The following is a 23,425-nucleotide window of genomic DNA, read 5'->3' as shown; positions in this document are numbered from 1 at the left end:
GGCGGCCATGGAAGCGATCCTGCACGCCGTCGAAGGGTTCATGTACCCCAACGAGATGGAGCTCCAGTGGAGCATCCTGATCGTGCTCTACCCGTTCATCACCGGGATCGTGGCGGGCGCCTTCATCCTCGCGTCGCTGCAGCGCGTCTTCAAGGTGCAGGCGGTCCAGCCGGTCTACCGCCTGGCGCTGCTCGCTGCGCTCTCGTTCATGCTGGTGGCGCCGCTGCCGCTGCAGCTGCACCTCGGTCATCCCGAGCGCTCGCTCGAGATGTACCTGACGCCGCACACCACGTCGGCGATGGCGATGTTCGGCTTCGTCTACCTCTGGTACCTGCTGGTCGTGCTGGTGATCGAGATCTGGCTCGAGAACCGCCCCTTCATCGTGCAGAAGGCGCAGGAGAAGGGGCCGCTGTCACTGGTCTACCGCGCGATGACGCTCGGCTCCTACGACGTCTCGCCGGCGGCCCTCCGGATCGACGACAAGGTGGGCTACATCGTCACCATCATCGGCATCCCCTCGGCGTTCTTCCTCCACGGCTACGTCGGCTTCATCTTCGGCTCGATCAAGGCCAACCCGTGGTGGTCGACGCCGCTCATGCCGATCGTCTTCCTCTTCTCGGCCATCGTCTCGGGCATCGCCGCGGTGCTCGTGCTCTACGTGGCGATCAGCGCCTTCCAGGGGCGCAAGATCGACATGCCCTGCATCGATGCGATGGCCAAGTACCTCTTCTACGCCTTCCTCATCGACTTCTCGCTCGAGATGCTCGACCTGATCCACCGCATCTACGAGGCCGACGAGTCGTTCGTGTCGCTCGACTTCATGGTGCACACGCGCCTGTACATGTCGCAGGTGGTGGTGCAGATCGTCGTCGGCACGCTGACGCCGCTCATCATGCTCGGCCTGACGCAGGTCGTGCAGCTCACCGAGAAGGCGCGCCGCAGCCTCTACACGGTGGCGGCCGTCCTCACCCTGATCGGCATCTTCGCCATGCGCTGGAACGTGGTGATCGGCGGGCAGCTCTTCTCCAAGAGCTTCCTCGGCTACACGACCTACAAGATGGGCTTCGCCACCCGCGAGGGACTGCTGCCGGCCTTGCTGCTGATGCTGCTGCCGTTCGCGATCCTCTGGGTGCTGGTGCGGCTCTTCCCGCCGATGGAGGAGCACGGCGGGGAGTCGGAAGGGCAGCACTGATTCGAGCGTGACCGGCCGCGCCCGGCCTCCGCCGGGGGCGGCCTCGCGGCCGCCGCGTGGGAGCGTGGCTCGAGTCGGGCCACGCTCCGCACGGGACGGCACGGTAACGCGGCTGGCGCGGTCCAGCCGGGGGAGGCGTTTCGATGAGCGACCCGTTGCCCCTCGATGAACGTGTGCGCGAGCTCGAACAGACGGTGGCCCGTCTGTCGGCCCGGCTCGACGCCCTCGAAGGCTCTCCCGCTCCGGCGGCGACGCGACACGAGACCGCCCCCGCCGCAGCGCCGGCCGGGGTCGCCGCTGCCGACTCCCTGCTGCCGGCGGAGGATCGCCTGGCTGGACTGCCGGCGCTCGTCGGGCGCACCTGCCTCGTGCTCGGCGGCGCGTTCCTGGTGCGAGCGCTCACCGAGGGCGGCACGCTCTCCAATGCCCTCGGCGTCGGGCTCGGCGTGCTCTATGCGCTCGCCTGGCTCTTCCTCGCCGATCGCGCGGCGGCCGGCGGGGATCACCTGAGCGGCGCCTTCCATGCCTTGGCCTCGGCGCTCATCGTCTATCCGCTGCTCTTCGAGGCGGCGGCACGGTTCTCGCTGCTGGCGCCGTGGCCGGCGGCCGCGCTGCTCGCCGGAGCGACCGCGCTCGGTCTATTCGTCGCCTGGCGCCGTGCCTTCCGCACGGTGGCCTGGATCACCGTCCTCGCCGCGCTCGGCGACGGCGTGCTGCTCCTCTTCCGCACCCGGGCCGTGGCGGCGTTCGTCTGCTTCCTGCTGACGCTCGCCGTCGGCTCGCTGGTGCTCGCCTACGGCCGTGGCTGGCGCGGTCAGCGCTGGGTGGTGGCGATCACACTCGACGCGGTGGTGGCACTGCTCGGAGCGCTGATGCTGCTCGAACGTCGACCGGATTGGATCTCTGCCGGCCCGGTGCTGCTCGCCCAGCTCGGCCTGGTGGCCATCTACCTCGGTGCTTTCGTGCTGCGTCTGCTGGTGCAGGAGCGCGAGGTGACGCCGTTCGCCATCACGCAGACCCTGGTCGCCCTGCTCGTCGGCTTCGAGGGTGCGCTCTACATCGGCCAGGGAGCCCTGCGCACCGGCATCGCCGTCGGCGCGCTCGCGCTCGGCGCGGTCCTGCACGCCGTGCTCGCCCGCCGCACGGAGCGCGAGGTCGGCCAGGAGCAGGCGTTCGCCTATTTCTCGACGCTCGCCACCTTCCTCGCCGCCGAGAGCACGCGCGTGCTGCTGCCCGGTGCGATCTATCCCGCCCTGTGGGTCGCGGCGGCGGTGATGCTGGCGGTGCTGGCGCTCGGTGCGGCGCGACCGGTGCTGCAGATGCACGCGGCGCTCCTCGCCGCGGCGGGTGCCCTGGGCTCGGGACTCGCCCTCGCCTCGGTCGCCGCTCTCGCCTTCAAGGCGGCCTCGCCTTGGCCGTCGCTGTCGCCGACCGCTCTTGCCGTGCTGCTGCTGGCCCTCGCCACCGCCGCGCTGCTCGTCCGCGCCGGAAGGCGCGAGGAGCCCTCGCCGCTAGCGACCTTCTCGCGCATCACCGCGCTCGTCGTGGCGAGCCTCGGTCTGCTCGGAGCGATGGCGCGCGGCGCCGGCGCGCTCCTCGCTGCGGCGCCCGGAGACGCCGCCTCGGCCGGGCGCCTCGCCGTCGTGCGGAGCGCGATCCTGGCGCTTGCGGCCCTGGCGCTTGCCGGCTGGCGCTCCGGCGGTGGCAAGCCGGAGCTCGCCCGGCTCGCGTGGCTGGTGCTCGCGTTGGGCGGCCTCAAGCTGCTCGCCGAGGACCTCCGCGTCGGCAGCGCCGTGCATCTGGTGATGAGCCTCGCCTGCTACGGCGTCGCGCTCATCGTCGTGCCGTCGCTGTTGCGACGTGCCCGGTCGGCGGCGCGGCCGCCGAGCGAAGCGTCGCCGGTCCGCTGACCCGGGAGCCGTGGCGCTTCAGGGCTCGACGCCGTACGGCGCGAGCGCCTGGCTTGCCGAGCGCAGGCCGATGGCCGCGCGCGTCGACGCCCCACGGGCGAGATCGTGGCGCCCGACCTTGCAGTGTCCGAGCATCTGCTGCAACTGGTAGTACGCGTCGCGCAGCGCGCGCGACGCCTTGCGTTCGGGGCAGTCGAACAGCGAAGCGTCGTTGCGCAGGGTGGCGACCTCGCCTTCGAGTCGCGCGCAGGTGGCTGCGGCGGCCGGAATCTGGCCTTTCTGATAGGCGACGAGAATCGGGACAATCGCCTGGCGCGTGTTGCTGATGCGCGCGCTGTAGCGAGAATGCCACTCGCTCATGCTCGGCGGGGTGCGGGGCGCAGCGGCGGATCCTCGAGCGCCGTGCTCGGCAGGCCCGACAGGAGCCGCCAGTTGCGTCGAGCTGCGGCGGACCGGTCCGTCGAGCTCCAGATCGAAACGAAAGACCGGCAGCTCGCGCACGGCCGGAGCGCGATGGGCTCCCCAATCCCAGAAGGCGCGGTCGAAGGCCGCGAGGTCGAGTCCCGTGACCTCGCGCAGCGCCTGTTCGTCCGTCTTGCCGGCGGCGAACGCCGCCATCAGGTGCCGCAGCCCGGCATTGCCCCAGCGCGCTTCGAGAAAGGAAACCGCCCAGGCCGATTCGGCGTAGGCGAGCTCGATGAACTGCTCCTCGGCGAATCCGGCGAGGATGGCGTTGACCACCGGGAAGGCGATCGCACGGCCGCTCGCCTGCAGGTCGGGCAGCGGATTGGTCCGGCTGGTCCCCATCTCGACGTGCTGCGCCAGTCCCTCGTGGAACCAGGCGGGCGCACGGTCGTGCGTCGCCTGGGCGATCAGGGCGTGACAGAGCTCGTGCGAGAGGATGCGCACGAGCTCGGGATGCAGGCTCTGCAAGTCGGCGAACGGAACGCGAACGCGTCCGTCGTACAGTCCGACCACTCCCATCTGTCCGTAGGCGTTGAAGAACGGCTGCAGGTCGAAGAGGTTGACCTCGAGATGCGGTCCCTCGCCGAGAGGTACCCACTGCGCCTCTCGCTGGCGCTCCCGTTCGAGCACCGTGGCGATCTGGCGTGCGTACTTCTCGCCGGTGGTGATCGGATAGCGAATGTCGAAATGCTGCGAGCGGAAGCTGCGGAACGACTTGGCGAGGAGCTGGTCGAGGGCGAGTTGGCGCAGCCGCAGCTCGCTGCGTGACCGGTGCCGGCGGGCGTCGGCCTTGCGGACGAGCTGCATGGCGCGGTCGAAGTCGCCAGCCTTGGCGAGCAGCTCGGCAAGATCGTAGAGGGTGCCGGAGGCTGGCGCTCGCCGGGCGAGCTCGGCGGTCGCCACTCGCACCAGCAGCTCCCGGGCTTCCGCGGCGCGCTCGAGGCGCGACAATGCCAGAGCGCGCAGGCGGGCGAGCAGCACCGCCGGTGGATTGGCGGCGGCGAACGGAGCGGTAAGCTCTTCGAGGTCCCGCCAGCGGTTCTGTCGCGCCAGCGCCGAGCCGGCCAGCTCCGCCTCGCGGACGACCCTCTTGCTCGGGTTACTGGGTAGCAGCGACGCGGCTCCCTTGAGCTCGGCGAGGCGCGAAAGCGCGCGCAGCTCGTCCTCGTCGGCCCAAGTCGGCGCGTCGACGACGACGGCTCCATCCGGCGCCAGCGAGGCGCCGCCGGGCAGCTCGAGCCGGGCGCCGCGGATGTGCGCTCGCAGCGCGGCACCGCAAGTCGTGACCGCGCAACCGGCCGGGAACGAGAGCGGCCGGCGCGGGGTGTCGTGGCTCGCCCGCGGCTCGAACGGCGAGGCGAGTTGCAGCAACGGAAAGAGCGCCGGCTTCGCAGCCGCGGTGGCCAGCAGCGGGTCGGCGAAGAGCTCGCGCCGCGGCAACGGCCGTAGTGTCCAGGCGACGCGCAAGAGCTCCTCCGCCTCGCTTTCGCGGTCCTCGAGCACCGCTGCGCGCGCTGCGCCGTACCATGCTTCGGCGGCGCGCGATCCCGTCACGGCGAGCATATGCAGCTCGAAGGCGGCGCCGGCGTCGTCGTCGGTGACGGCACGCGCCTCGGCGGCCTCGATGTGGAGCCCGTCGTGATCGAGGCGGAGGCTCGCCGCCTCGTCGTAGGCCTTTGCGGTGTCGGCAGGGCTCAGCTGGGCGAGTGCGAGTCGGGCGCGGAGGAGCTCGGCGAAGGGAAAGCGGGAGGGGTGCGGCGACTGCCGAAGGAGGGCCGCGGCCTTCGGCAGATCGCCCTGTCGCAGCCTCTCGTCCGCCTCCCACAGCCGTTGAACCTCGGAGAGCTCCGGCGAGAGCGTGGCACCAGCAAGGTCGCGCAAGGCCGTGGCGAAATCCGCGCCACCCGTCATCGCCAGGCGCAGCGGCGAAAGCGGTGCGAGGCGCAGCAGGGCGGCCTCGCCGGAGGGCGCGAGGCGGGTGCGGTCACCGCCGCAGGAGAGCTCCGATCCGGCAGCGAGGAGCGCGAGCGCGGCGGCGGCGAAGCTCCGTGGGCGGCGGATCGCGCTCCAGGAAAGGACCGCACCGACGAGCAGCAAGGTGAGCGGTCCGGGACGGGAGAGAGGCCGGGAGGAAGAGGCCACCGTCGTCGGCGCGGCGATCGGGTCGACCGTGGTTTCGAGCCCGACAAGTTGCCATTCGGACGACTGGCGACGCAGCAACAGCCGCGCCGTCTCGTCAGCCCCCGACGGGAAGGTGATGGTGAACACCGCGAGGTCAGCGACCGCTCCGTCGACCCACGTGCGCAACTCCCACTTCGCTCCGTCGACGGGGCCGAGCCGGACTGTGATCTCGCGGATCGCCTCCTCTCGTCCCAGTCGGCGCAGCGGTGCGTCGTCGGCGAGTCGGTCCCACCAGAGGGCGGCTCCGCCTTCGAGATAGCGAAGCGCGAGCTCGATGCCAGCGCGCTCGGCCTCGGAGATCGGGCGGGGAGCGAGTCGTGGCGGTGTCGGCTCGGGTGTGGGGGCGGCAGGAATGGCGGTCGGGACGAGAAGCAGGAGCGCCCAGCAGGCGAGTGCGCTCGCCCTGCGCTGCGACCCGCCGTTGGTGCACCGCTCTTCCGGCGTCGATCGGGCTCGATTCCCGGCGCTCATGCTCCCTCCCTCGATGACGGGGCGATCTCGGGGTGCGATCGACCGTGCCCGGTCTCGGGGCTCGATCGACGCCCGGTACCGCATCTGCCGTGACGGATCAGATCACAAACGCCACGACGTCGAGCCGCCCAAAGGGGCGGCTCGACGGAGCAGTCGAAGGGGGAAAGGGAAGGTCCCCCGGGTGACGGTCCGGGGGAACCTCGGCGAACCTGGTGGCCGTTCAGCGACCGCGCCGCGGCGGGCGCGTCGTCGCGAAGGCGCGGGAGGCGGGGCGACCGAACGGCGCGGCGGCCGGCCGGTGGGAACCCGGGGTGCGCGCCACGCCGTGCGACGGGCTCGCCGGTGCGGCGGCCGGGCGCGGGGCGCTCGCCGGTCGGGCGACGGCCGCCTGGGCCTTGCGAGCGGCCTTGGCGGCAGCGCGGGCACGATCCTCGGCCTTGCGGGCGCGGATCTCGGCGATGCGCTCGGCGATCGGAATCTCGAAGCGCTCGCTGCCGCGACTCTGGTAGTCGAAGCCGGTCACCGTCTTGCGCGGCAGGTGCTTGCCGACCGCCCGCTCGATCGCCGCGAGGTCGCTCGACTCCTCGGGGCTGGCGAAGGTGTAGGCCTCGCCGGTGGCGCCGGCGCGAGCCGTGCGGCCGACGCGATGGATGTAGTCCTCGGGGACGTTCGGCACGTCGAAGTTGACGACGTGGGAGAGCGCCTCGATGTCGATGCCGCGCGCCGCCACGTCGGTGGCGACGAGCACGCGGTACTGGCCGCTCTTGAAACCGGCGAGCGCCTGGGTGCGCTGCGCCTGGCTGCGGTTGCCGTGCACCCGCTCGCAGGGCACGCCGTGCTTGTCGAGGAACTCGGCGAGCCGGTTGGCGCGGTGCTTGGTGCGGGTGAAGACCAGCGCGCTCTGGATCGCGTCGCCTCGCCGCAGCATCTCGAGCAGCAGCGACGGCTTGAGGTCCTGGCGCACCGGGAAGACCGCCTGCTCCACGCCGGTGGCCGGCGCCGCCTTGCGCTCGACGTTGAGCGTCGCCGGGTTGCTCAGCATCTCGCGCGACAGCTCGCGGATCGGCGCCGGCAGCGTGGCGGAGAAGAAGAGCGTCTGCTGCGGCTTCGGCAGATGCGCGAGGACGCGGCGGATGTCGGGCAGGAAGCCCATGTCGAGCATCCGGTCGGCCTCGTCGAGCACCAGCACTTCGAGCCCGGCGAGCTTGGCGTAGGGGTACTGGAAATGGTCGAGCAGCCGTCCCGGACAGGCGACGATGACGTCGACGCCGCGCCGCAGGGCGCGCTCCTGCGGCTCCATGCCGACGCCGCCGTAGACCGCCGCGGCGGTGAGCTGCGTGTGCTTGCCGAGGCTCTGGAAGACCTCGACGATCTGCGCCGCCAGCTCCCGGGTCGGCGCCAGCACCAGGGCTCGCGTGACCCCGCGCTTCGGGGTCGTGAGCAGGCGCTGGAGAATCGGCAGCACGAACGCCGCCGTCTTGCCGCTGCCGGTCATCGCCGCACCGAGCACGTCGCGTCCGGCGAGGCCGGGCGGGATCGCATCGCGCTGGATGGGGGTCGGGGTGGTGAACCCGAGGTCGGCGACGGCACGCAGCAGGGCGGGGTGGAGATTGAAATCGGTAAAGCTCATCTAGGGTGCACTTGTGCTTTCTGAGCGCGCACCTTCGCACCGTTGCGAACGGGGCGAACGAGCGGGCGCTCGTCTTTCCGGCGAATTCTGAGACGGGGTGAACGGGGGACTAGCCGGGGAGGCCGCCGTTGGGCCGAGTGGCCCGATGGGTGTCGAAACGGCGTCTCAAGGTGTAGCGGAAGGGCCGACGACCGGCGGACCCTCTCACATCGCGTGAGGAAAGGCAAGCGGCGGCGGCGCGGGAGCGTGGAACAGCTCGCCTCCTCCCGCGGGCGAAGGCGATATCCTTCCGTCGAGTGCAACCCGGAATCCCGACCCACGGAGGAAGAAGAATGATTCGCAAGGCCCGATTCGTGGCCCTCGCCGTCGCGGCGCTCGTCGCCGCTCCGGCTCTCGCCGACAAGGTCGTCGTCATGCTCCAGCACACCGACGCGATGTCGATCATGGGGCAGACCACCCCGGCTCAGGACACCACCCAGGAGTCGTGGTTCGGCGACGGCGCGGTGCGCTTCGACGGCGGCGACACGACGATCATCACGCGCTTCGACCGCAAGAAGCTCTACTTCGTCAACAACGGCGAGAAGACCTACTCCTCGATCGACCTGCCGATCGACTTCAAGGCGCTGGTCGGCCCCGAGATGGCGCCGATGATGGAGCAGATGGCGAAGATGATGGCGGCGAGCGTCGTCGTCACGCCGAGCGACAAGACCGGCAAGTTCGCCGGCATCGCCTGCCAGTACAAGAACATCGAGATCAGCATGGGGATGATGAAGATGTCGATCCTCGGCTGCTACTCCGACAGCGTCGGGATCGACTACGGGCGCTATCGCGAGTTCGCTGCCGCCCAGGCCGACCTGATGCCGAATTCCGGCTGGATGAAGGAGCTGGCCGACAAGGTCAGGGGTTATCCAGTGCAGACCGAGACGACCACGGCGATGATGGGCAAGGAGTTCAAGAGCTGGCAGGAGCTCAAGGCGGTGGAGGACCGCACGCCGCCGCCGGGCCACTACGATCCGCCGGCCGGCTACCGCGAGGTCAAGTACGACCCGATGGCGCAGGCCGCTCGCAAGGGCAAGCACTGATCGCCACAGTCATGCCGCTCCGGTCCGACCCCACGATCCGGCCGGAGCGGCGTGACAACCGCGTGTCGATCGGCCGCCGCGTCGTCCACTCGTCGACACGCTGAGCTAGAGTTCTCCTGCCCGGTCGCTTCGCCCACCGGTCACCCGCATGCCCGGCCGCTTCGCCCGCTCCGCCTGGCCCGTCCGACTCGGATGGACCCTCGTCCTCCTCGCCTTCGCCGGCTTTCTCTGGGGGTTGGAGCGGCGTACCCGCCTCGAGGCCACCGGCGAAAGCGTGATCCGCATGCTCTTCGTCCCCTCGGTCGAGCAGGGGACGCTGGTGCAGCGCGGCGACGAGCTCGCCCGCTTCGTGCGCGAGGACAGCGGCCTGATCCTGCGCTCCGAGGTGCCGACCAGCTATGCCGCGGTGGTGCAGGCGCTCGGTGCCGGCCAGGCCGACGTTGCCTGGATGCCGGCCTTCGCCTACGAGCTGGCCCACGGCCGCTACGGCGCCGAGGTGCGACTCCAGGTGGTGCGCTCGGTCGACCGCTTCGCCATCGTCGTGACCCGTTCCGGCCCCGGGCAGCCCGATTCGCTCGCCGGCCTCGCGGCGCGCCGGATCGCCGTGCCGGGCAACCTCTCGGCCGAGTTGCGGGAGCGGGTCGTCGCCCGCCTGGCCGCGAGCGCCCCGGGTTGGGTCGAGGTCCCGGTGGCGAGCGACCTCGAGGCGGTGCGGCGCCTCGTCGAGACGCCGCTCGAGGTGGACGGAGCGGTCTCGTCCCACGTCTTCTCCGGCCCCCACGACCTGGTGGGCGACGGTCGCAAGGAGCTGGAGTACCAGCGGCCCGGGACGCTCGCCGAAACGCGCGTGGTCGACACGACCGACACGCCGGTCGCCGAGCCGGCGACGCACTACTACGGCTGCATCTTCACCCGCAGCGACTCGCCGGTGCGGCGCATCGAGGACTTGAACGGCCGGCGCTTCGCCTTCTCCGACGAGACCTCGACCTCCGGTCACATCTTCCCGCGCCTGCTGCTCAACCGTTCGGGCGTGACGCTCGGCCGCATCTACTTCGCCGGCGGGCACCCGAACGCGGTGCAGGCGGTCTGGGACGGCAAGGCGGACGCCGGCTCGGCGTTCTATTCGCCGCCCTCCGAGCAGCACGCCCGCGACGGGACGCTGGTGGGCGATGCACGCCACCTGGTGACCCGCCGGATGGCCGACATCGAGGCGCGCCGCCGCTTCCTCGAGGAGGTGCGCGTGCTGGTGCTGACCGACCCGATTCCGAACGACGTCTGCGTCGTCCGGCGCGGCTTCCCCCAGCGCACCTGGGAGCGGCTCGAGCGGTCGATCCAGCGCTTCGTCGCCACGGCGGAAGGCAAGCTCGCCCTGCACGACCTGGTCGCTGGCGTGGCGGTCAATCCGGCCAGCGACGCGACCTTCGACGGCTTCCGCCGTGCCCTGGCCACCGCGGGCATGTCGGCCGAGCAGCTCATGCAGGCCGAGGAGCAGAAGCTCGAGAAGAAGCGGGCGGCGGGCGGAGGTGGTTCGTGATCGACGAACGCCGTCCCGGCGACGGCGAAGCGCTGCGCATCGAAGGCCTGACGAAGGTCTGGCCCGACGGCGTGCGCGCCCTCTCCGACGTGAGCCTGACGGTGCGCGAGGGCGAGTTCCTCGCCGTGCTCGGGCTCTCCGGGTCGGGCAAGTCGACGCTGCTGCGCTGCATCAACCGCCTGATCGACCCGACCGAAGGGCGCATCTGGGTCTCGGGTCGCGAGATCACCGCGGCGAGCGGGCGGGCGTTGCGCGAAATCCGCTCGCAGATCGGCATGATCTTCCAGCAGTTCAACCTGGTGCGGCGCCACACCGTGCTCGACAACGTGCTCTCCGGTTCGCTCGGCCGCGCCTCGCTGCTGCCGAGCCTCCTGCTGCACTTTTCCGAGGAGGAGCGCGGGCGCGCGCGGGCCTATCTCGAACGCGTCGGACTCTCGGGTCGCGACGGCAGCCGTGCCGATGCCCTCTCCGGCGGCCAGCAGCAGCGCGTGGCGATCGCCCGCTGCCTGATGCAACAGGCACGGCTGATCCTCGCCGACGAGCCGGTGGCCTCGCTCGACCCGGCGCTGCGGCATTCGGTGATGCGCCACATCGAGGCGCTGAACCGCGAGGAGGGGATGACCGTCCTCTGCTCGCTGCACGATCTCGACCTGGTGCAGCGCTACGCCACGCGGCTGGTGGCGTTGAAGGAGGGGCGGTTGGTCTTCGCCGGGGTGCCGTCCGAGTTCAACCACGACACCTTCCGTCAGATCTACGGCCACGAGGCCGAACCGGCGGGAACGCTGCCGGCGGTGGGCGCATGACCAGCGCCGCGGCCAACGTGCACGTCCTGCCCGAGAGCCCGTGGGCCAAGGGGCTCCGGCGCCTCAAGGCGCTGGCGATCGACGGGATGCTGCTCGCCCTCTTCCTCCTCATGGTCGAGTTCCTGGCCCTCGCCTTCTCCGGCGAGCGCGGGCCGACGGGCCTGCTGCTGACCTCGGAAGAGATCCTCGCCCGGCTGCACTACGGTCCGCTCGGCGTCGCCGCGCTTCTCGGCGGCCTGTTGTGGAACCTCTTCTATCGCGAGCTCGGCGCGTCGGTCGGCCGGGTGATGACCCGCGGCGTGCCGCCCGACGAGGCCGAGCTGCCGTGGACGCGGACCCTGCGCGGCTGGTTCGGCGCGCTGCTCGTCGAGCTGACCTTCTTCACCGGCTGGATCCTCACCGAGGTCGAGCTGGTGACCTTCCTGACCAAGTTCAACAAGGCCTCGGACATGATCCGCGGCCTCGCCAGCCCGTCGTCGGCGGTGCTCGCCGAAGGGCTGGTGCTGCTGGTCCAGACGATCTTCCTGGCCTTCATGGCGACGGCGTTCGCGATTCCCGTGGCCTTCGTCCTGTCGTTCCTCGCGGCGCGCAACCTGACGCGCGGCTCGTTCGGCCTGCGCCTGAGCTACACGGTGGTGCGCGCCCTGATGAACTTCACCCGCGCCGTCGAGCCGCTCGTCTGGGCACTGATCTTCATCTCCTGGGTGGGGATCGGACCGTTCGCCGGCGTACTGGCGCTCTGGGTGCACTCGGTGGCGTCGCTCGCCAAGCTCTACTCGGAGTCGATCGAGTCGATCGACCGCGGCCCGGTCGATGCCATCACCGCGACCGGCGCCTCGTATCTCCAGGTGCTGCGCTACGGCGTGGTGCCGCAGGTCGTGCCGCCGTTCCTCTCCTTCACCATCTACCGTTGGGACATCAACGTCCGCATGTCGACGATCATCGGCTTCGTCGGCGGCGGCGGCATCGGCTACATCCTCAAGCCGCGCGTCGACCTCGGCCAGTGGGGCGAAGTCGGCACCCTCGTCCTCCTCATCGCGGCCACCGTCTGGGTGATGGACCTGCTCTCGGCGAAGATCCGCGAGCGGATCGTCTGAGGAAGCGCGGCGCTCGAGCCATCAAGTGGCTCGGTGGTCAGCCGGGGCCTTCGGAAAGCTGATCTGCGGACGGCAGGATGGGTTCGAGAAGAGCTCGCAAGGCGGGAACTTTCGTGGTCGCCACGTCCCAAACGAGGTCGTAGTCGACATCGAGGTAGTCGCGGACGATCTGGCTGCGCATCCCGGTGATCTCCGCCCATTGAATCTCCGGGTAGCGCTCCTGCGAGGAAGAGGAGGCCTTTCGGGCAGCCTCGCTCAGCGTCTGGATGAGATGAGTCGGGGTGAGTCGCAGATCCTCGTCCGCTTCGGATGTTTCACGGTCCAGTTCCGAGCCGCGGACAGCAATCCGATCGCAAAGATCGAGCATATGTCCGATGTAGACCGTATCGTCATGCCGCCTATTGAACCTCAGCCTCGGCAAGAATCCGGCTGCGAAGTCGGCGATTCAAGACCTTCCGTCGTACGAGGTCGATCCGGTGCCCACCGAGCAAAGCGGAAAGCTCTCGCTCGAGCTCGAAGACGCTGAATCCCAGAGTGGCATCCGGCTCGTACTCGACCAAGACGTCGATATCGCTGTCCGGACCGAAGTCGTCGCGCAGCACCGAACCGAACAGAGCCAAATCCCGGATCTGCCTGCGGCGGCAGAGCGCGGAAAATTGCTCCCGGTCGACGAGAGGGGGAACGCGAGGGTTCAAGCTCATGGCGAGGCGAAGTCCCGGAGCTGTTTGTTGCGCCCATGCGCGCCAATGCCAGGCGTGCAGCTCTTCGGCCTACCGTTGGGAAGCCGCGTGCGAGCCGTGGCGGACGCTGCGCCACGGCCAGGCTTCCCCGCCACGGATCTCGATCAGTCGAGTCTTCAGGGACACGTTTCGAAAGTGCCGGTGTCAGCAATCGGCTGAAACTGAGATCCCATCGAGTTGGAGTACGACTTCGACTGACCGGTTCGGGTGTCGCGCACGGTGAATGTCACTTGGACGTCTGTAAGGCCGCCAGCGAAGACCCAGTAGCGCTGATTGAGACCGCAACCGTCGAGGACCTTGATCACGAGTTCGATGTTCCCCGCGTCGAAGAACCAGAAGTAGCCCGAGTCTCCCGTGAGCGCGGCGGGAGTTCCCTCTCCTGTGGCGCCGGCAGCGGTGCGCCAGGTCGCGGTGACTGCGAAGCGATCGCCGTTTAGCAGAAGCGTCTTGCCCGACACTCCCGCGCCAGAGCCTCCTTCGTGGCTGGGCTCTCGTGGCGTTCCGTCCTGGTCGGCAAGGTTGCCGATGACATCGGTCTCCGGTTGTTCAGTCACCAGGCTAAGGACACCCGTTCCTGGGTCGACAACTGCTGGGCTCGCGCCGCACGTTGGGAAGGCGCTCGTATCCTGGATTGGCTGAAACGCCGTCCCGCGTGGATTCTCGTACGTCCTGCTTTCGCCGGTCCAAGTGTCGGTGACTCTCAGCCGCACGCCGACGTCGGTCAGACCGGCAGCGAATACCCAGAAGCGCTGATTGACACCGCAGCCGTCGAGTACCTTGACGACGAGCTCTAAGTTCTCATGATTGAAGAACCAGAAGAACCCGCTGTCGTTTGCCGCCACCGTTCGCGGCACGGCTTCACCACGGTTCTGCTGATGGTCCTCCCAGTCGGCCTCGACGCGGAAGCGGGTGTTGGTCACGCAGAGTGTCGACGGGAGCGAGCAGCTAGGTATGAGGCGTATTGCGCGGAGGTCGGAAAGTCGAACCTGTGTGCCCCCGTTGCCGACGACCTGGACGCGCAGCTCTCTGCTGCCTGTCAGCTCGCCGATGCCCACGGGACCGATTGGCACGGCCATGCCGTTGGTCAGCACGGTCGCCTGCCCAGACCAGATCAGCGTCGAATCCAATAGGACCGCGATGAAGTCAGAGGCGGTCGAGTTGAGCGCCTCTAGCTTGAACTTGAAGGCTCTGGTTCCGAGAGGGACCAGAATCGAGCTCGTGGCCCTGTCATTCACCGTCGTGAGGTCGAGCGCGATCGAGCCCGGTCCTTGCTCGCTCTCGTCGCCCGACGATTGGTGACTCTCGACCGCAGCTTCGAGAATCGCGGGGACGTCGGATTCTGGACTTGCCGGGAACGGGACCGGGTGCTGACTGAAGAGAGACCAAGCCCAGCCGTTTGCGCACGGGTTCAGCGAACCGTGAAGCTCAGATTGGGCCCCGGGCCGCGACCACGTGACGGGACTTGTCTGAGTGCAGGTACCGGCCTGCAAACTTCCGGGGTCCATCGACCAGCGGTACCACTGAGTGACGCCAGAGTGATCGTTATCACCTTCGTGAGAGAAGAAGAGGTCGCCGAGGTCTCCTGGGTCTATGAGGCCAGCGTCATAGTCGGCTGGACATCCCGGACAGGAGGTCGGCCCTTCAGGTTGTGGGCGCCGGTGGTTGTAGATAGTGGCGCCAGCGAGACCTTGCGTCGGAGCGCCTACGCCCCAGCCCGTGGGCGACCAGTAGTTGTCGAGCTTGAATCCCAACCCGGAGCGCATTGCTCCTGCGAGTGTGAATGGAAAAAACCCAGGCCCGAAATCGAACCCGATGACCCTGTCCGGTCGATCGAGGGCGGTGAACTGGACCTGCGAAAGCCGCGGCAGGGCTGTGACGATCTGCGCGGCGGCTTCTGCGCTGACTACCGTGCCGAGCGAATGTCCGATGAAGTGGATCGGGAGTGTGTACTCGGTGCCCATCACCTCCTTTAGCCTTCTACTCAGCTCGTTCGCGGCTGCCGGAGCGGCGGCTGCAGCGGGGAAGAGCCCCCCTCCGGCTCCCGACCAGGCGAACTGAACTACGTTCAGGTCGAGTCCTGCAGTGAGGTCGCTGATGGGATGGTCGACGGCGCTCCGGTCACAATCCCGCACGCAGGACCACATCTGGCTCTGGTGGACCCCTCCAAGCTGCCATCCGTGGACGAGGACCAGGGTACCGCGTGTGGTCAGGAACCGCCCGTCCTCAAGACGGAAGCCGAAGGTCTGAGGCTCAGGAGCCGCGATGGTGATGGGATGGGTAGCCGACGCTCCTGGACACCCGGGGTTCGAGGCCGTGAGAAGGTAGGACCCGGACTCGGTCCAGCCGAGCTCAACGGGAGAGGTTCGTTGCCCACCACCGACAAAGTAGGCTCCAGCGGGCCGGCTCTCCCAGGTCCATCTGTTGGGAACCGGGGTGCAGCCGGAGGCAGCCGCGGAGAACTCCAACGGTGAGAGCGCCGGCCCGCTCGATGGGCCGCTCACCGAGATCGTCGCGGTGCCTTCGAGGGTGGCGACGGCGTCGACGAGCCCGGCGCCGAACTCGACGTCGGGTCCGGGCAGCCCGAGGTCTCTCGCCTTCCTCAGCAGTGCGTCGGCGACTTGACGTCGGGTCATGAACGGGCGCAAGGAACGGACGAGCGCCGCAGCGCCAGCGACGTGGGGTGTCGCCATCGAGGTCCCGGATGCAAGGCAGCTTCCACCGTCGCGAAAGGTGCTCACGATATCCACGCCGGGCGCTACCAGGTCGAGCCCTGGCCCCCAGTTGCTGAAAGGTGCACGCGCGAGGTCCTGACCGACCGCGCCGACGCCCAGAACCCAGGGTGAAGATGCCGGGTAGATGACGCCTTCGGAGGAGTCGTTCCCGGCCGCCGCGACGATCATCACGTCGTGCTGGCCCGTGGCATATGCGAGAGCGTCTTCGATCGCTTGCGAGTAGCAGTCGCATCCGGCGGAGATGTTGATGACTTTGGCGCCCTGGTCGGCGGCCCAGCGGATCCCGGCGGCGACGTCCTCGTAGTTTCCGCTTCCACTGTCACTCAGCACTTTCACGGCGAAGAGGCAGATCCCGGGCGCAACGCCGGCCGTGGATGCCAAATTGTCGGCGGCAGCGGCGAGGATGCCGGCGACATGAGTGCCGTGCCCGTTCCTGTCGGTCGGATCGGCATCGTCGTCGGCAAAGTCGTAGCCCTTGGCCGTCTGAATCCGGCTGGCGAAGTCGAGCAGGTCAGCGCGAACACCGGTGTCGACGACCGCCGCAAGCGTGCTGCAGGTCCCTCGCGAGAGTCTCCAGGCCTCCGGTGCTCGAACCGCGTCTAGGCCCCAGAGCTGAGCGGAGTAGGGGTCGCTGGTCGACGCCTGCGTGCGCAGCTCGCCGCTCTCTTCGACCCATTCGACTTCCGGTAGCGACGAAAGCCGCGTCCGGAGCGCCACCGCCTCGCGAGCTCCAAGGACCTCGATCGCCACGGTCCTGGACAGTCCGGTGGTCCGGAGGGCGGACGTGTCGGGATGAACGGCGCGGATCTCCTGGATCTCCCGGCCTCTCAGGATGTCGTCGAGAGAATCGATCCCCGTTCGCTTGGCTCTCGCTTCCAGCATCGGCAACGTCTTGAGCTTGGCGAGAAGGGTGACCCTTCGAGCCTCGTCCGGCACTAGACCTCCGCGCCGAAGCGTCTCGAGGAGCGGGGTGCCGACCTGTTCGCGGAGGTGGAAGTTGTTCCAGGCCGCAGCCAGTGCGGAGGAGGTTTCTGCCGACAGCCGAGGCACGAGTTCGCTCAGCAGGGACGAGAGCCGTTGGAAGTCGCGCTCCTCGAAGAGGAAGTCGTCTTGGACCCCGTCGACGGTGGCCATCGCCGTCCCCGCGAGAGGAAGCAGGGCAGAGACCTGGTCGAAGATGGAGCGGCGGAAATCACCGTCGAGAACAAGAGCGGGCACCAGCTCCTTGGAGGCCTTCCAGTAGAGGTCGGAGAGCTCCCGCCCCTTGGGTGATAGCTGGAGCAGGTCTCGATCGACGCGCCGAAGCGTATCGAGGACCGCCGAAGCGGTTGGCTCGCCCTGAGCTGCTGTCGTCAGTGAGCAGCTGCTGGGCAGGTCGCATTCACCAGCCGGCACGAGGGCCAGGGTCCCGGTGACGGTGGTGGTGCCGTAGGCCCCGCCATAGCCGCGGACGCGCGCGAGGTACGGGCCAACGAAGCCAATCGGAACGCGAATAAGAGCGTTCTGTCCCGTGCCACTGTCGTCATCGGTCGCGATTGCCTCGCCGGCCGTTGCGTCGGCCAGATTCGCGTACACATCCAAGACCGTGTCGAGCGTTCCGGATGTCTGAAGATCGAAGTGCGTCGCCTCGAGCGTGACGGGAGGTGTGATCCGGAGCCAGACCTCGCGCTCTGAGCTGGTCAGAGTCACTTGTGATGAGCCGCCAGCGACGCTGAAGGGAAGCGGATCGGCAGGCGAAGTCCCTGCCGCGAAGGCGATTGCTGGCGGGACGCTTGGGATTGCCGCGAGCCACGCGGCGATAGCGAGAGTTCGCGGCCTGCATCCGCGAGCAAGGCGCCGACAAGGGACGTCCAAGTCATTGAAGCGAGGAACACGGCTCATCGTTTGGTCTCCCTCGGTTCCTGTTGCCGACCTCTTCGGTCGCGTGACGCCAGTTAGAATCTGTGCTCCCCCCAATAGGGACACGAGGAGCGATGTGGGTCGAAATCCGTCGGTGAACTGGTCACGCGGCACGCTGACAGTCGACCTACTTCCGTTGGGCGGTGAGTCGAGGAGCGGTGTTGGCAGCTTGGTCCGCCTGGAAGTAGGCAGGGAGGGCAGTCCCGCCCGTAGCCGGGCCAGCCAGTAGTCGCCCGCCGATCTGTCCGGCGAGATTGCGGTAGCGCATGACGGCGTCGTTGTAGAAGCTGCGCGTGCGCTGAAGGAGGGCCTCCGTTTCGGCGAGCTGCCGGGCGAGCTCCGAATAGGCCGAGCTTGATGCGAGCACGGGGTACTGCAGGCGCCGCCTGATGAAGGACGACCAATGCGCGGCCAAGCTCGACTTCCGCCCGGGCGGCGACCTCGGATCCGGTGGGAGCCATCAATGCAGCGTGTTGAGCGCGAACGATGGCTTCGAGGCTTCCTCGGTCGTGTGCCGCGTGCTCTCTTACGACCTCGACGAGGTTCGGCACAAGGTCGTGCCGACGTTGAAGGTGGCTCTCGATCTGGGCGTGCCAATTGTCGACCTCGTTTCGTGCTCTCACAAGTCGACTCCAAGTGGCCAAGAATGCAAACCCTCCAACCAAGGCCAGTGCTCCAGCAGTGATCGTCAGCCACATCGACAGGCTACCCCCCGTTCAAGCGGATCGTCGGCAGCTCGGCTACCGGCGGCCAGGACCGGAAACCAGAATGAGGCGCCTCGCGACCCAGCCCTCGGGGCTGCGCGAACCGAGAACGCGCACGTGGCACCAAGCTGCGTCGCCACCTTTGGGCGCTCCACACTCAAAGACCTCGACTCGTGTCCCTCGACCAAGCTGCGTGATTACCCTTGCTTCTAGTGAGGGCCCCACTCGGAGGCGAGTCCCGTGTTCGGTGATCGCTCCCCAGACCGATGGAGCAGCCTTTGCCTCCTGAACCATGCGGGAGCTCGACGAGAAGGCTCCCTTGAGTAGTTCGCCGCTCCTGGGGATGGCCAACAGGGAGCCTCCGGCCAAGATCGCGGAGGTGATCAGAGGCACCGCCCACTCGACCCACCGGAAGGGCGGGCTCGGCCTTCGAACCTCTGGGCACTCCATCTCGATCCAGGAAGCGCTTCCTGCCATCTCCTCGAGTCTTGCGATCCGAGACTCCACCCGTGGGTGGGTCTTAAGCAGGAGGTTCATCCATCCACTTGGGCGATTCCAAGTGCGGACGATCTGCGGCGCCGAGAAGAGTAGCGGCTGGGCGAGTGCAGTGCGGAAAGGAAGGGAGCCTCCGCCATGCAGTGCGACCTTTCGAAGAGCCATCGCTAGAGCCTGCGGGTGCTTCGTCCACTCGATGGCTCGGGCGTCTGCGAGGTACTCTCGAGATTGTGAGACGGAGCTGGCTGCGCAACGAATGCCGGCCCCGACCACGGGAAGAAGTGCCCCGAAGATGACTAGCAGCGCCAGTAGGAATGCGATCCCGAGGAAGAAGAGGTAGACCCCGAGCGCTAACCCCACCAGTGCGAACCATATGCCTGCTTCGCTGTCGGCGGCCGCGCCGCAGACTGCGCCGATCGCCGCGATCGTGAGGGCAATGACGGCGATCGTGATCGCACCGATTCCTGCGGCTAGGTAGCCAAGGAAAATGACCATCGAAACGAAGGCGACGGCTTGAACGACGACAGCGCTATCGCGATGGACGAGATGGGCGAGCTCGTGGCCTAGAACAGCTTCGAGCTCGTCTTCGTCTAGCCGGTCGAGGAGCCCGCGCGTCACTACGATGCTCCCTCGGGCGTGGTTTCTCCCTACTGCAAGTGCATTCGGCTCGGCGGAGTCCCACGTCCAGAGCTTCGGCCAGGTCGGTGCCGGTCCCGCCTTGGCGCGAAGCCGGGTCAGGAGGTTCTCGAGCCTTCTTGCATCTGGACCGCTTACGAGATGGGCTCCGAGAAGGCGCGGAACCGCGTCCGCCGAGCGGAAGTAGAGAAGGAGCGCAACGAGTCCCCATAGCAGCAGTCCAGTCACAGCTCCCCATCCACACCAGGTTGTGGCCCTGTGGTCCAACAGGGCCGCAGGAGTTGGCTGACCAATGAGCGAGAGGACGCTGCCGAAGAAGAAAAGCTGCGCGAAGACCGTCCAATACCCCAGACAGCTCATCCAGAGGATGCCTAGACCGAGGAAGAGCGCTGTCCTCTGCCGATTTCTGCGCACCTCCTCGAAGATCGAGCGAGTCAGCAGCTGAGGCATGACTCCGCCACGGCGGGTGTGTGTGAGGGCGAGCTTCTAGCCGCGTTCAATGAGAGCCTGGCTGATGGCGTTGACGATGGCATCGATCGCCGCGCCGTCCTTGGAGCTCAAGGCTGTACCTTCCCCCGAAGCGGAAGACAGGACCACGTGGTAGGTTGGCTTCAGCGAACGGAACCAGAAGTACCCGCCAGCGGCAACGGCGCCAGCGACGATTAGCTGTCCGAGGCCAGCGCCGAATGACTTGCTAGTCATCATTCCCAGCCCGAGCAGCATTCCAAGTGCCCCGACGACGAGGAGCGTGATCGCGCACCCACTCGAGGCGGGCGTAAACCGCTTGGTAACGGAAGTGATGTTCGCGGTCGAGTAAGTCTTGCCCGCGATAACGACACGGGATGTCGACACGAGTGCTTCGCTTGTCTGAAGAAGCACTTTCTCCTGATTCATCCTTGGCTCCTTTTCCGGAAACGGCGAGTTCGCGATGTCGCACATCGCTGACGAGTCGCCACGATGTGGTCGCCCTCAATCCACCCCAAACGCATACACCCTCTCCCCCATGCGGAATGACTCGGCGGTGGCCTGGGGCACGAAGCCGTATTCGCCGGGGGCGAGGCGGGTGCGGGCGGTGACCTTGAAGTAGCCCTGGGGGGTCTTCTCGAAGGTCATCGGGACGAGGTCTTCGTCCGAGATGCTGTAGTCCTGATGGAACTGCGTGCCGCGGCCGAGTGAGGTTTGGCGTTCGCGGTCTTCTTCGTCGTCCTCCATGTCGACCGTGAACTTCACCAGCGGCATGTCGTTGGGATTGATACAGGACCAGAAAACGACGTCGCCCGGCAGGCGCAGAGAGGCGCGAGGAGGCTTTACGGCCAGCAGCTTCACAGAGACGAAGGCGAAGCCGACGGACTTGATCGTCCCGCGTTCGTAGTTGATTTCAGTGCGCTTGCCGTCCTCACCCTGCGAGTACCACATCGCAGGCGAAGTCCCCACCAGCCAGGGCGCGACGGCTGAACCGGGCGGGAGCTCGCAACCCACCGGGGTCGCGGCGACGGCTCCGACCACTCCCGTGCCGCCGGTGGCCACGACGACCGGTGCGGCCAGCTCGGCTTTCGGGTTGATCATCAGGCGGATGACCGAGTCGGTGACTCCTGCCTCTTTGAGCGCGGTGAGCGCCGCCAGTGAGGTGTCGAACTTCGTCGGGCTTGTGCGGATCTTCTCGATCACGATGCCCTCTGAGAATCCGGCCTTGAAGAGGCCGATCACCGTCTCGTTGGTCATCGTCTCCGACGCCGCGTGGACGACAGTTGGAAGGCACAAGACAAGAAGCAGTGCCATCGCGAGAGGACGCGGATCACGGAGAAGAACCAAGGTCGAGAAGCGCATAAGACTCCCTCGCAAGAGTGGGGACCCACGGACGGGTCGGTTGGCGGCGATCTCCTTGGAGATTCCGGATAGCAAGCGGTGTTCCAGGCAAAGACGGAGAGAGGAGAGCGCTGATAGCGCTCGCACGGCGGGAAGGGAACCTCAGGTTGCCTAGGCGCGGAAACTGGGGTTGTCGCTGTGGTCCCGAGTTGTCGGGCGTAGTCCTACGCCAGTCCTAACCGCTTGAGCTTCTTGAGCAGGCCCTGTCGCGTGATGCCGAGAAGGTTCGCGGCGCCAGTGCGTTGCCCGTTGGCAGCGGTGAGGGCCGCGCGTACGGCTCGGCGTTCGGCGTCGTCGCGCCAATCAGCGATCGTCGACGCATCAGGGACCGATGCCGCAGGAGGGGCCTCGGGCGTGCGGTTGGCTGGCGCACCGTTGGAGGTTGAGGCACTACTGGAAGTCGTGCCGCCGCGAAGGTCCAGGTGCTCGGCGCGGAGGGCCCCGCCGACGGCGGCGAGGAGGACTGCGCGATCGACGACGTGTCCGAGCTCGCGGATGTTGCCGGGCCACGGATGCTCCATCAGTCGAGCGAGCGCCCTGTGGCTCACACCGGCGATGGGCTTGGAGTAGCGCCGGGCGGCTCGGCGAACCAGCGCGAGCACGAGGTCTGGAACATCCTCCGGACGCTCACGCAATGGGGGGACGCGCACGGCGAGGCCGCTCAGCCGATAGAAGAGGTCGGCGCGGAACTGCCCGGAGGCGACGAGCGGCTCGAGGTCCTGGTTGGAAGCCGCGATGATGCGAGCATCGACGCGATGCAGACGGCGCGCTCCCAGTTGGGCGACCTCGCGCTCCTGCAGCACTCGAAGCAGCTTCGCCTGCTGGACCAAGGGCATCGATCCGACCTCGTCGAGCAGCAAGGTCCCGCCATGGGCCTGCTGCAGCAGGCCTTCGCGCGCTCGCACCCCCGTAGCCACTCCAGCTTCGATGCCGAAGAACTCTGATTCGAATAGCTCGGCCGGGATGGCGGCGCAATTCACCGCGACGAACGGCCCGGTTGGAATGGGGCCCGAGAGATGGATGAGCCTCGCCACGAGCTCCTTTCCGGTGCCGGTCTCGCCGTAGAGCAGGACGTTCGACCGGCTTGGCGACGTGGAGCGCAGCTGGTCGAGGAGCGCCTGGAATGCTGGCGAGCCTCCGACGACCATTTCTCCGGGGAAGCGCAGCGGGTCGCCTGGCTCGACTCTAGGCTCGATAGTTTCCTCTCGCGCCGGAAGATCGTCGCGCAGGTGCTCGGCGAGATAGGCAAGGAACATCTCTTCCCACGGCTCGACCTCGGTGTCGGGCGGAAAGGCGGCTACTACGAACGAGCGAGTTCCCGGACGAGGTGGCGAGAGAACGGCCGGGCCGAGGGGAGTGGTCAGACGGGAGGTGCGGCCATCGAGGGCCTCGGCGAGAGCGGCGAGGAGCTCCGGGGTGGGGGGAGCGCCTGCAAGATCGGTAATAGCGATGTCATCGCCACTGACCCGTCGGCAGCGCCAGAGCATCGCCGCACCGAGCGCTTGGCGGGCGGTGCGCCAGAACGCGGGACGGCGTGCAGTCGCCGGTTCGGTGTCCCTCCCGAGCTCTCTAACTAGTGCCAGTGCCAGGGCCTGAGTGCCGCGGGCGAGCGACCCAGTCTCCTGCGCCCGCTCGCGCCCAGGAGCCCGAGGTGGTTTCTCTCCCTCGCCGCTTACGGTGAAGGCGAGTGCGACGTCGGAGCTCTCGACTGGCTCGACGGAGAGAACTGCATGCCCGAGGCGAACCGATTGCCCCTCGCGGAGTGCGACCTCGAGGTGCCGACATCCGTCCGATACCAGTCCATTTCGGGAGCCGAGGTCGCGCATGAGGAGTATCCCGTCGACTGGCCGTGCTGCGGCGTGCTTGCGGGATACGCCAGGGAAAGGCAGAACCCAGTCGCAGGCTTCGCTCGAGCCAAGGCGTACCTCGGCGGATGGCCAAGGAAACCGAAGCGTCTCTCGTTCGTGCGTGACCACCACCTCGAGCAT

The 23,425-nt window shown here is 67.9% G+C and carries 16 protein-coding genes; 6 read left to right on the top strand and 10 right to left on the bottom strand.

All coding sequences use genetic code 11. The features are described from left to right. Positions 1–7 precede the first annotated feature (7 nt). Together nrfD and IPJ17_18020 are read left to right on the top strand one after the other, a co-directional pair. Positions 8–1,192: a polysulfide reductase NrfD gene (gene nrfD, locus IPJ17_18025; GenBank protein QQR73361.1), complete on the top strand. Its 1,185-nt coding sequence runs from the start codon at positions 8–10 to the stop codon at positions 1,190–1,192. Between the two features lie 143 nt (positions 1,193–1,335). Then, a complete protein-coding gene (locus IPJ17_18020; GenBank protein ID QQR73360.1) occupies positions 1,336–3,102 on the top strand; it encodes a DUF2339 domain-containing protein in 1,767 nt (588 codons plus the stop codon). Between the two features lie 18 nt (positions 3,103–3,120). Here the strand turns inward: IPJ17_18020 and IPJ17_18015 are convergent, their stop codons facing one another. Together IPJ17_18015 and IPJ17_18010 are read right to left on the bottom strand one after the other, a co-directional pair. After that, positions 3,121–6,219 (bottom strand): hypothetical protein, encoded by a 3,099-nt coding sequence (locus IPJ17_18015; protein QQR73359.1) that lies wholly within the window; start codon positions 6,217–6,219, stop codon positions 3,121–3,123. Positions 6,220–6,439: 220 nt separating this feature from the next. Further along, positions 6,440–7,849 (bottom strand): DEAD/DEAH box helicase, encoded by a 1,410-nt coding sequence (locus tag IPJ17_18010; protein ID QQR73358.1) that lies wholly within the window; start codon positions 7,847–7,849, stop codon positions 6,440–6,442. Between the two features lie 332 nt (positions 7,850–8,181). Between IPJ17_18010 and IPJ17_18005 the strand changes: the two genes are divergently transcribed. The 4 genes from IPJ17_18005 (at position 8,182) to phnE (ending at position 12,365) form a co-directional block, all read left to right on the top strand. Beyond that, positions 8,182–8,931, top strand: a complete 750-nt coding sequence (locus IPJ17_18005; protein ID QQR73357.1) for a DUF4412 domain-containing protein — start codon at positions 8,182–8,184, stop codon at positions 8,929–8,931. 148 nt (positions 8,932–9,079) lie between these two features. Next, a complete protein-coding gene (locus IPJ17_18000) occupies positions 9,080–10,465 on the top strand; it encodes a PhnD/SsuA/transferrin family substrate-binding protein (GenBank protein ID QQR73356.1) in 1,386 nt (461 codons plus the stop codon). Between the two features lie 32 nt (positions 10,466–10,497). Further along, positions 10,498–11,268 carry a phosphonate ABC transporter ATP-binding protein gene (gene phnC / locus IPJ17_17995; protein ID QQR76214.1) on the top strand — a complete coding sequence of 257 codons (771 nt, stop codon included), beginning with the start codon at positions 10,498–10,500 and terminating at the stop codon, positions 11,266–11,268. Continuing rightward, positions 11,265–12,365, top strand: coding sequence for a phosphonate ABC transporter, permease protein PhnE (gene phnE, locus IPJ17_17990; GenBank protein ID QQR73355.1), 1,101 nt, complete (start codon positions 11,265–11,267; stop codon positions 12,363–12,365). Before phnC ends, phnE begins: the two co-directional genes overlap by 4 nt. A gap of 37 nt (positions 12,366–12,402) precedes the next feature. On the opposite strand, the gene IPJ17_17985 is transcribed toward phnE, so the two are convergent. The 8 genes from IPJ17_17985 to IPJ17_17950 all read right to left on the bottom strand — a co-directional run bounded on the left by IPJ17_17985 (position 12,403) and on the right by IPJ17_17950 (position 23,425). Further along, positions 12,403–12,732 (bottom strand): DUF86 domain-containing protein, encoded by a 330-nt coding sequence (locus tag IPJ17_17985; protein ID QQR73354.1) that lies wholly within the window; start codon positions 12,730–12,732, stop codon positions 12,403–12,405. A 31-nt stretch (positions 12,733–12,763) separates the two neighbouring features. Beyond that, a complete protein-coding gene (locus tag IPJ17_17980) occupies positions 12,764–13,066 on the bottom strand; it encodes a nucleotidyltransferase domain-containing protein (protein QQR73353.1) in 303 nt (100 codons plus the stop codon). A gap of 155 nt (positions 13,067–13,221) precedes the next feature. Further along, positions 13,222–17,526, bottom strand: coding sequence for a S8 family serine peptidase (locus IPJ17_17975; protein QQR73352.1), 4,305 nt, complete (start codon positions 17,524–17,526; stop codon positions 13,222–13,224). Between the two features lie 245 nt (positions 17,527–17,771). Next, positions 17,772–18,434 (bottom strand): LemA family protein, encoded by a 663-nt coding sequence (locus IPJ17_17970; protein QQR73351.1) that lies wholly within the window; start codon positions 18,432–18,434, stop codon positions 17,772–17,774. Between the two features lie 42 nt (positions 18,435–18,476). Further along, positions 18,477–20,021 carry a M48 family metalloprotease gene (locus IPJ17_17965; GenBank protein QQR73350.1) on the bottom strand — a complete coding sequence of 515 codons (1,545 nt, stop codon included), beginning with the start codon at positions 20,019–20,021 and terminating at the stop codon, positions 18,477–18,479. A 36-nt stretch (positions 20,022–20,057) separates the two neighbouring features. Next, entirely contained in the window at positions 20,058–20,465 is a 408-nt protein-coding gene (locus IPJ17_17960) for a hypothetical protein (protein ID QQR73349.1), read from the bottom strand. A gap of 75 nt (positions 20,466–20,540) precedes the next feature. After that, complete coding sequence (locus tag IPJ17_17955; protein QQR73348.1) at positions 20,541–21,293, bottom strand: hypothetical protein; 753 nt, start codon at positions 21,291–21,293, stop codon at positions 20,541–20,543. Between the two features lie 308 nt (positions 21,294–21,601). Beyond that, positions 21,602–23,425, bottom strand: coding sequence for a sigma 54-interacting transcriptional regulator (locus IPJ17_17950; GenBank protein QQR73347.1), 1,824 nt, complete (start codon positions 23,423–23,425; stop codon positions 21,602–21,604).

Source organism: Holophagales bacterium (genome assembly GCA_016699405.1).
GTDB lineage: Bacteria > Acidobacteriota > Thermoanaerobaculia > Multivoradales > JAGPDF01 > JAAYLR01.
The sequence above is the reverse complement of the archived record's forward strand: the minus strand, read 5'-3'. Positions and strand labels throughout refer to the sequence as shown.

What these genes read in the sequence shown, in the direction of transcription:
- IPJ17_17955 (QQR73348.1), bottom strand. Translation starts at nt 21,293, where the DNA reads ATGACCAACGAGACGGTGATCGGCCTCTTCAAGGCCGGATTCTCAGAG.
- IPJ17_17980 (QQR73353.1), bottom strand. Translation starts at nt 13,066, where the DNA reads ATGAGCTTGAACCCTCGCGTTCCCCCTCTCGTCGACCGGGAGCAATTT.
- phnE (QQR73355.1), top strand. Translation starts at nt 11,265, where the DNA reads ATGACCAGCGCCGCGGCCAACGTGCACGTCCTGCCCGAGAGCCCGTGG.
- IPJ17_17960 (QQR73349.1), bottom strand. Translation starts at nt 20,465, where the DNA reads ATGAATCAGGAGAAAGTGCTTCTTCAGACAAGCGAAGCACTCGTGTCG.
- IPJ17_18015 (QQR73359.1), bottom strand. Translation starts at nt 6,219, where the DNA reads ATGAGCGCCGGGAATCGAGCCCGATCGACGCCGGAAGAGCGGTGCACC.
- IPJ17_18020 (QQR73360.1), top strand. Translation starts at nt 1,336, where the DNA reads ATGAGCGACCCGTTGCCCCTCGATGAACGTGTGCGCGAGCTCGAACAG.
- IPJ17_18005 (QQR73357.1), top strand. Translation starts at nt 8,182, where the DNA reads ATGATTCGCAAGGCCCGATTCGTGGCCCTCGCCGTCGCGGCGCTCGTC.
- IPJ17_17950 (QQR73347.1), bottom strand. Translation starts at nt 23,425, where the DNA reads ATGCTCGAGGTGGTGGTCACGCACGAACGAGAGACGCTTCGGTTTCCT.
- IPJ17_17970 (QQR73351.1), bottom strand. Translation starts at nt 18,434, where the DNA reads ATGTGGCTGACGATCACTGCTGGAGCACTGGCCTTGGTTGGAGGGTTT.
- IPJ17_18000 (QQR73356.1), top strand. Translation starts at nt 9,080, where the DNA reads ATGCCCGGCCGCTTCGCCCGCTCCGCCTGGCCCGTCCGACTCGGATGG.
- IPJ17_17985 (QQR73354.1), bottom strand. Translation starts at nt 12,732, where the DNA reads ATGCTCGATCTTTGCGATCGGATTGCTGTCCGCGGCTCGGAACTGGAC.
- nrfD (QQR73361.1), top strand. Translation starts at nt 8, where the DNA reads ATGGAAGCGATCCTGCACGCCGTCGAAGGGTTCATGTACCCCAACGAG.
- IPJ17_18010 (QQR73358.1), bottom strand. Translation starts at nt 7,849, where the DNA reads ATGAGCTTTACCGATTTCAATCTCCACCCCGCCCTGCTGCGTGCCGTC.
- IPJ17_17965 (QQR73350.1), bottom strand. Translation starts at nt 20,021, where the DNA reads ATGCCTCAGCTGCTGACTCGCTCGATCTTCGAGGAGGTGCGCAGAAAT.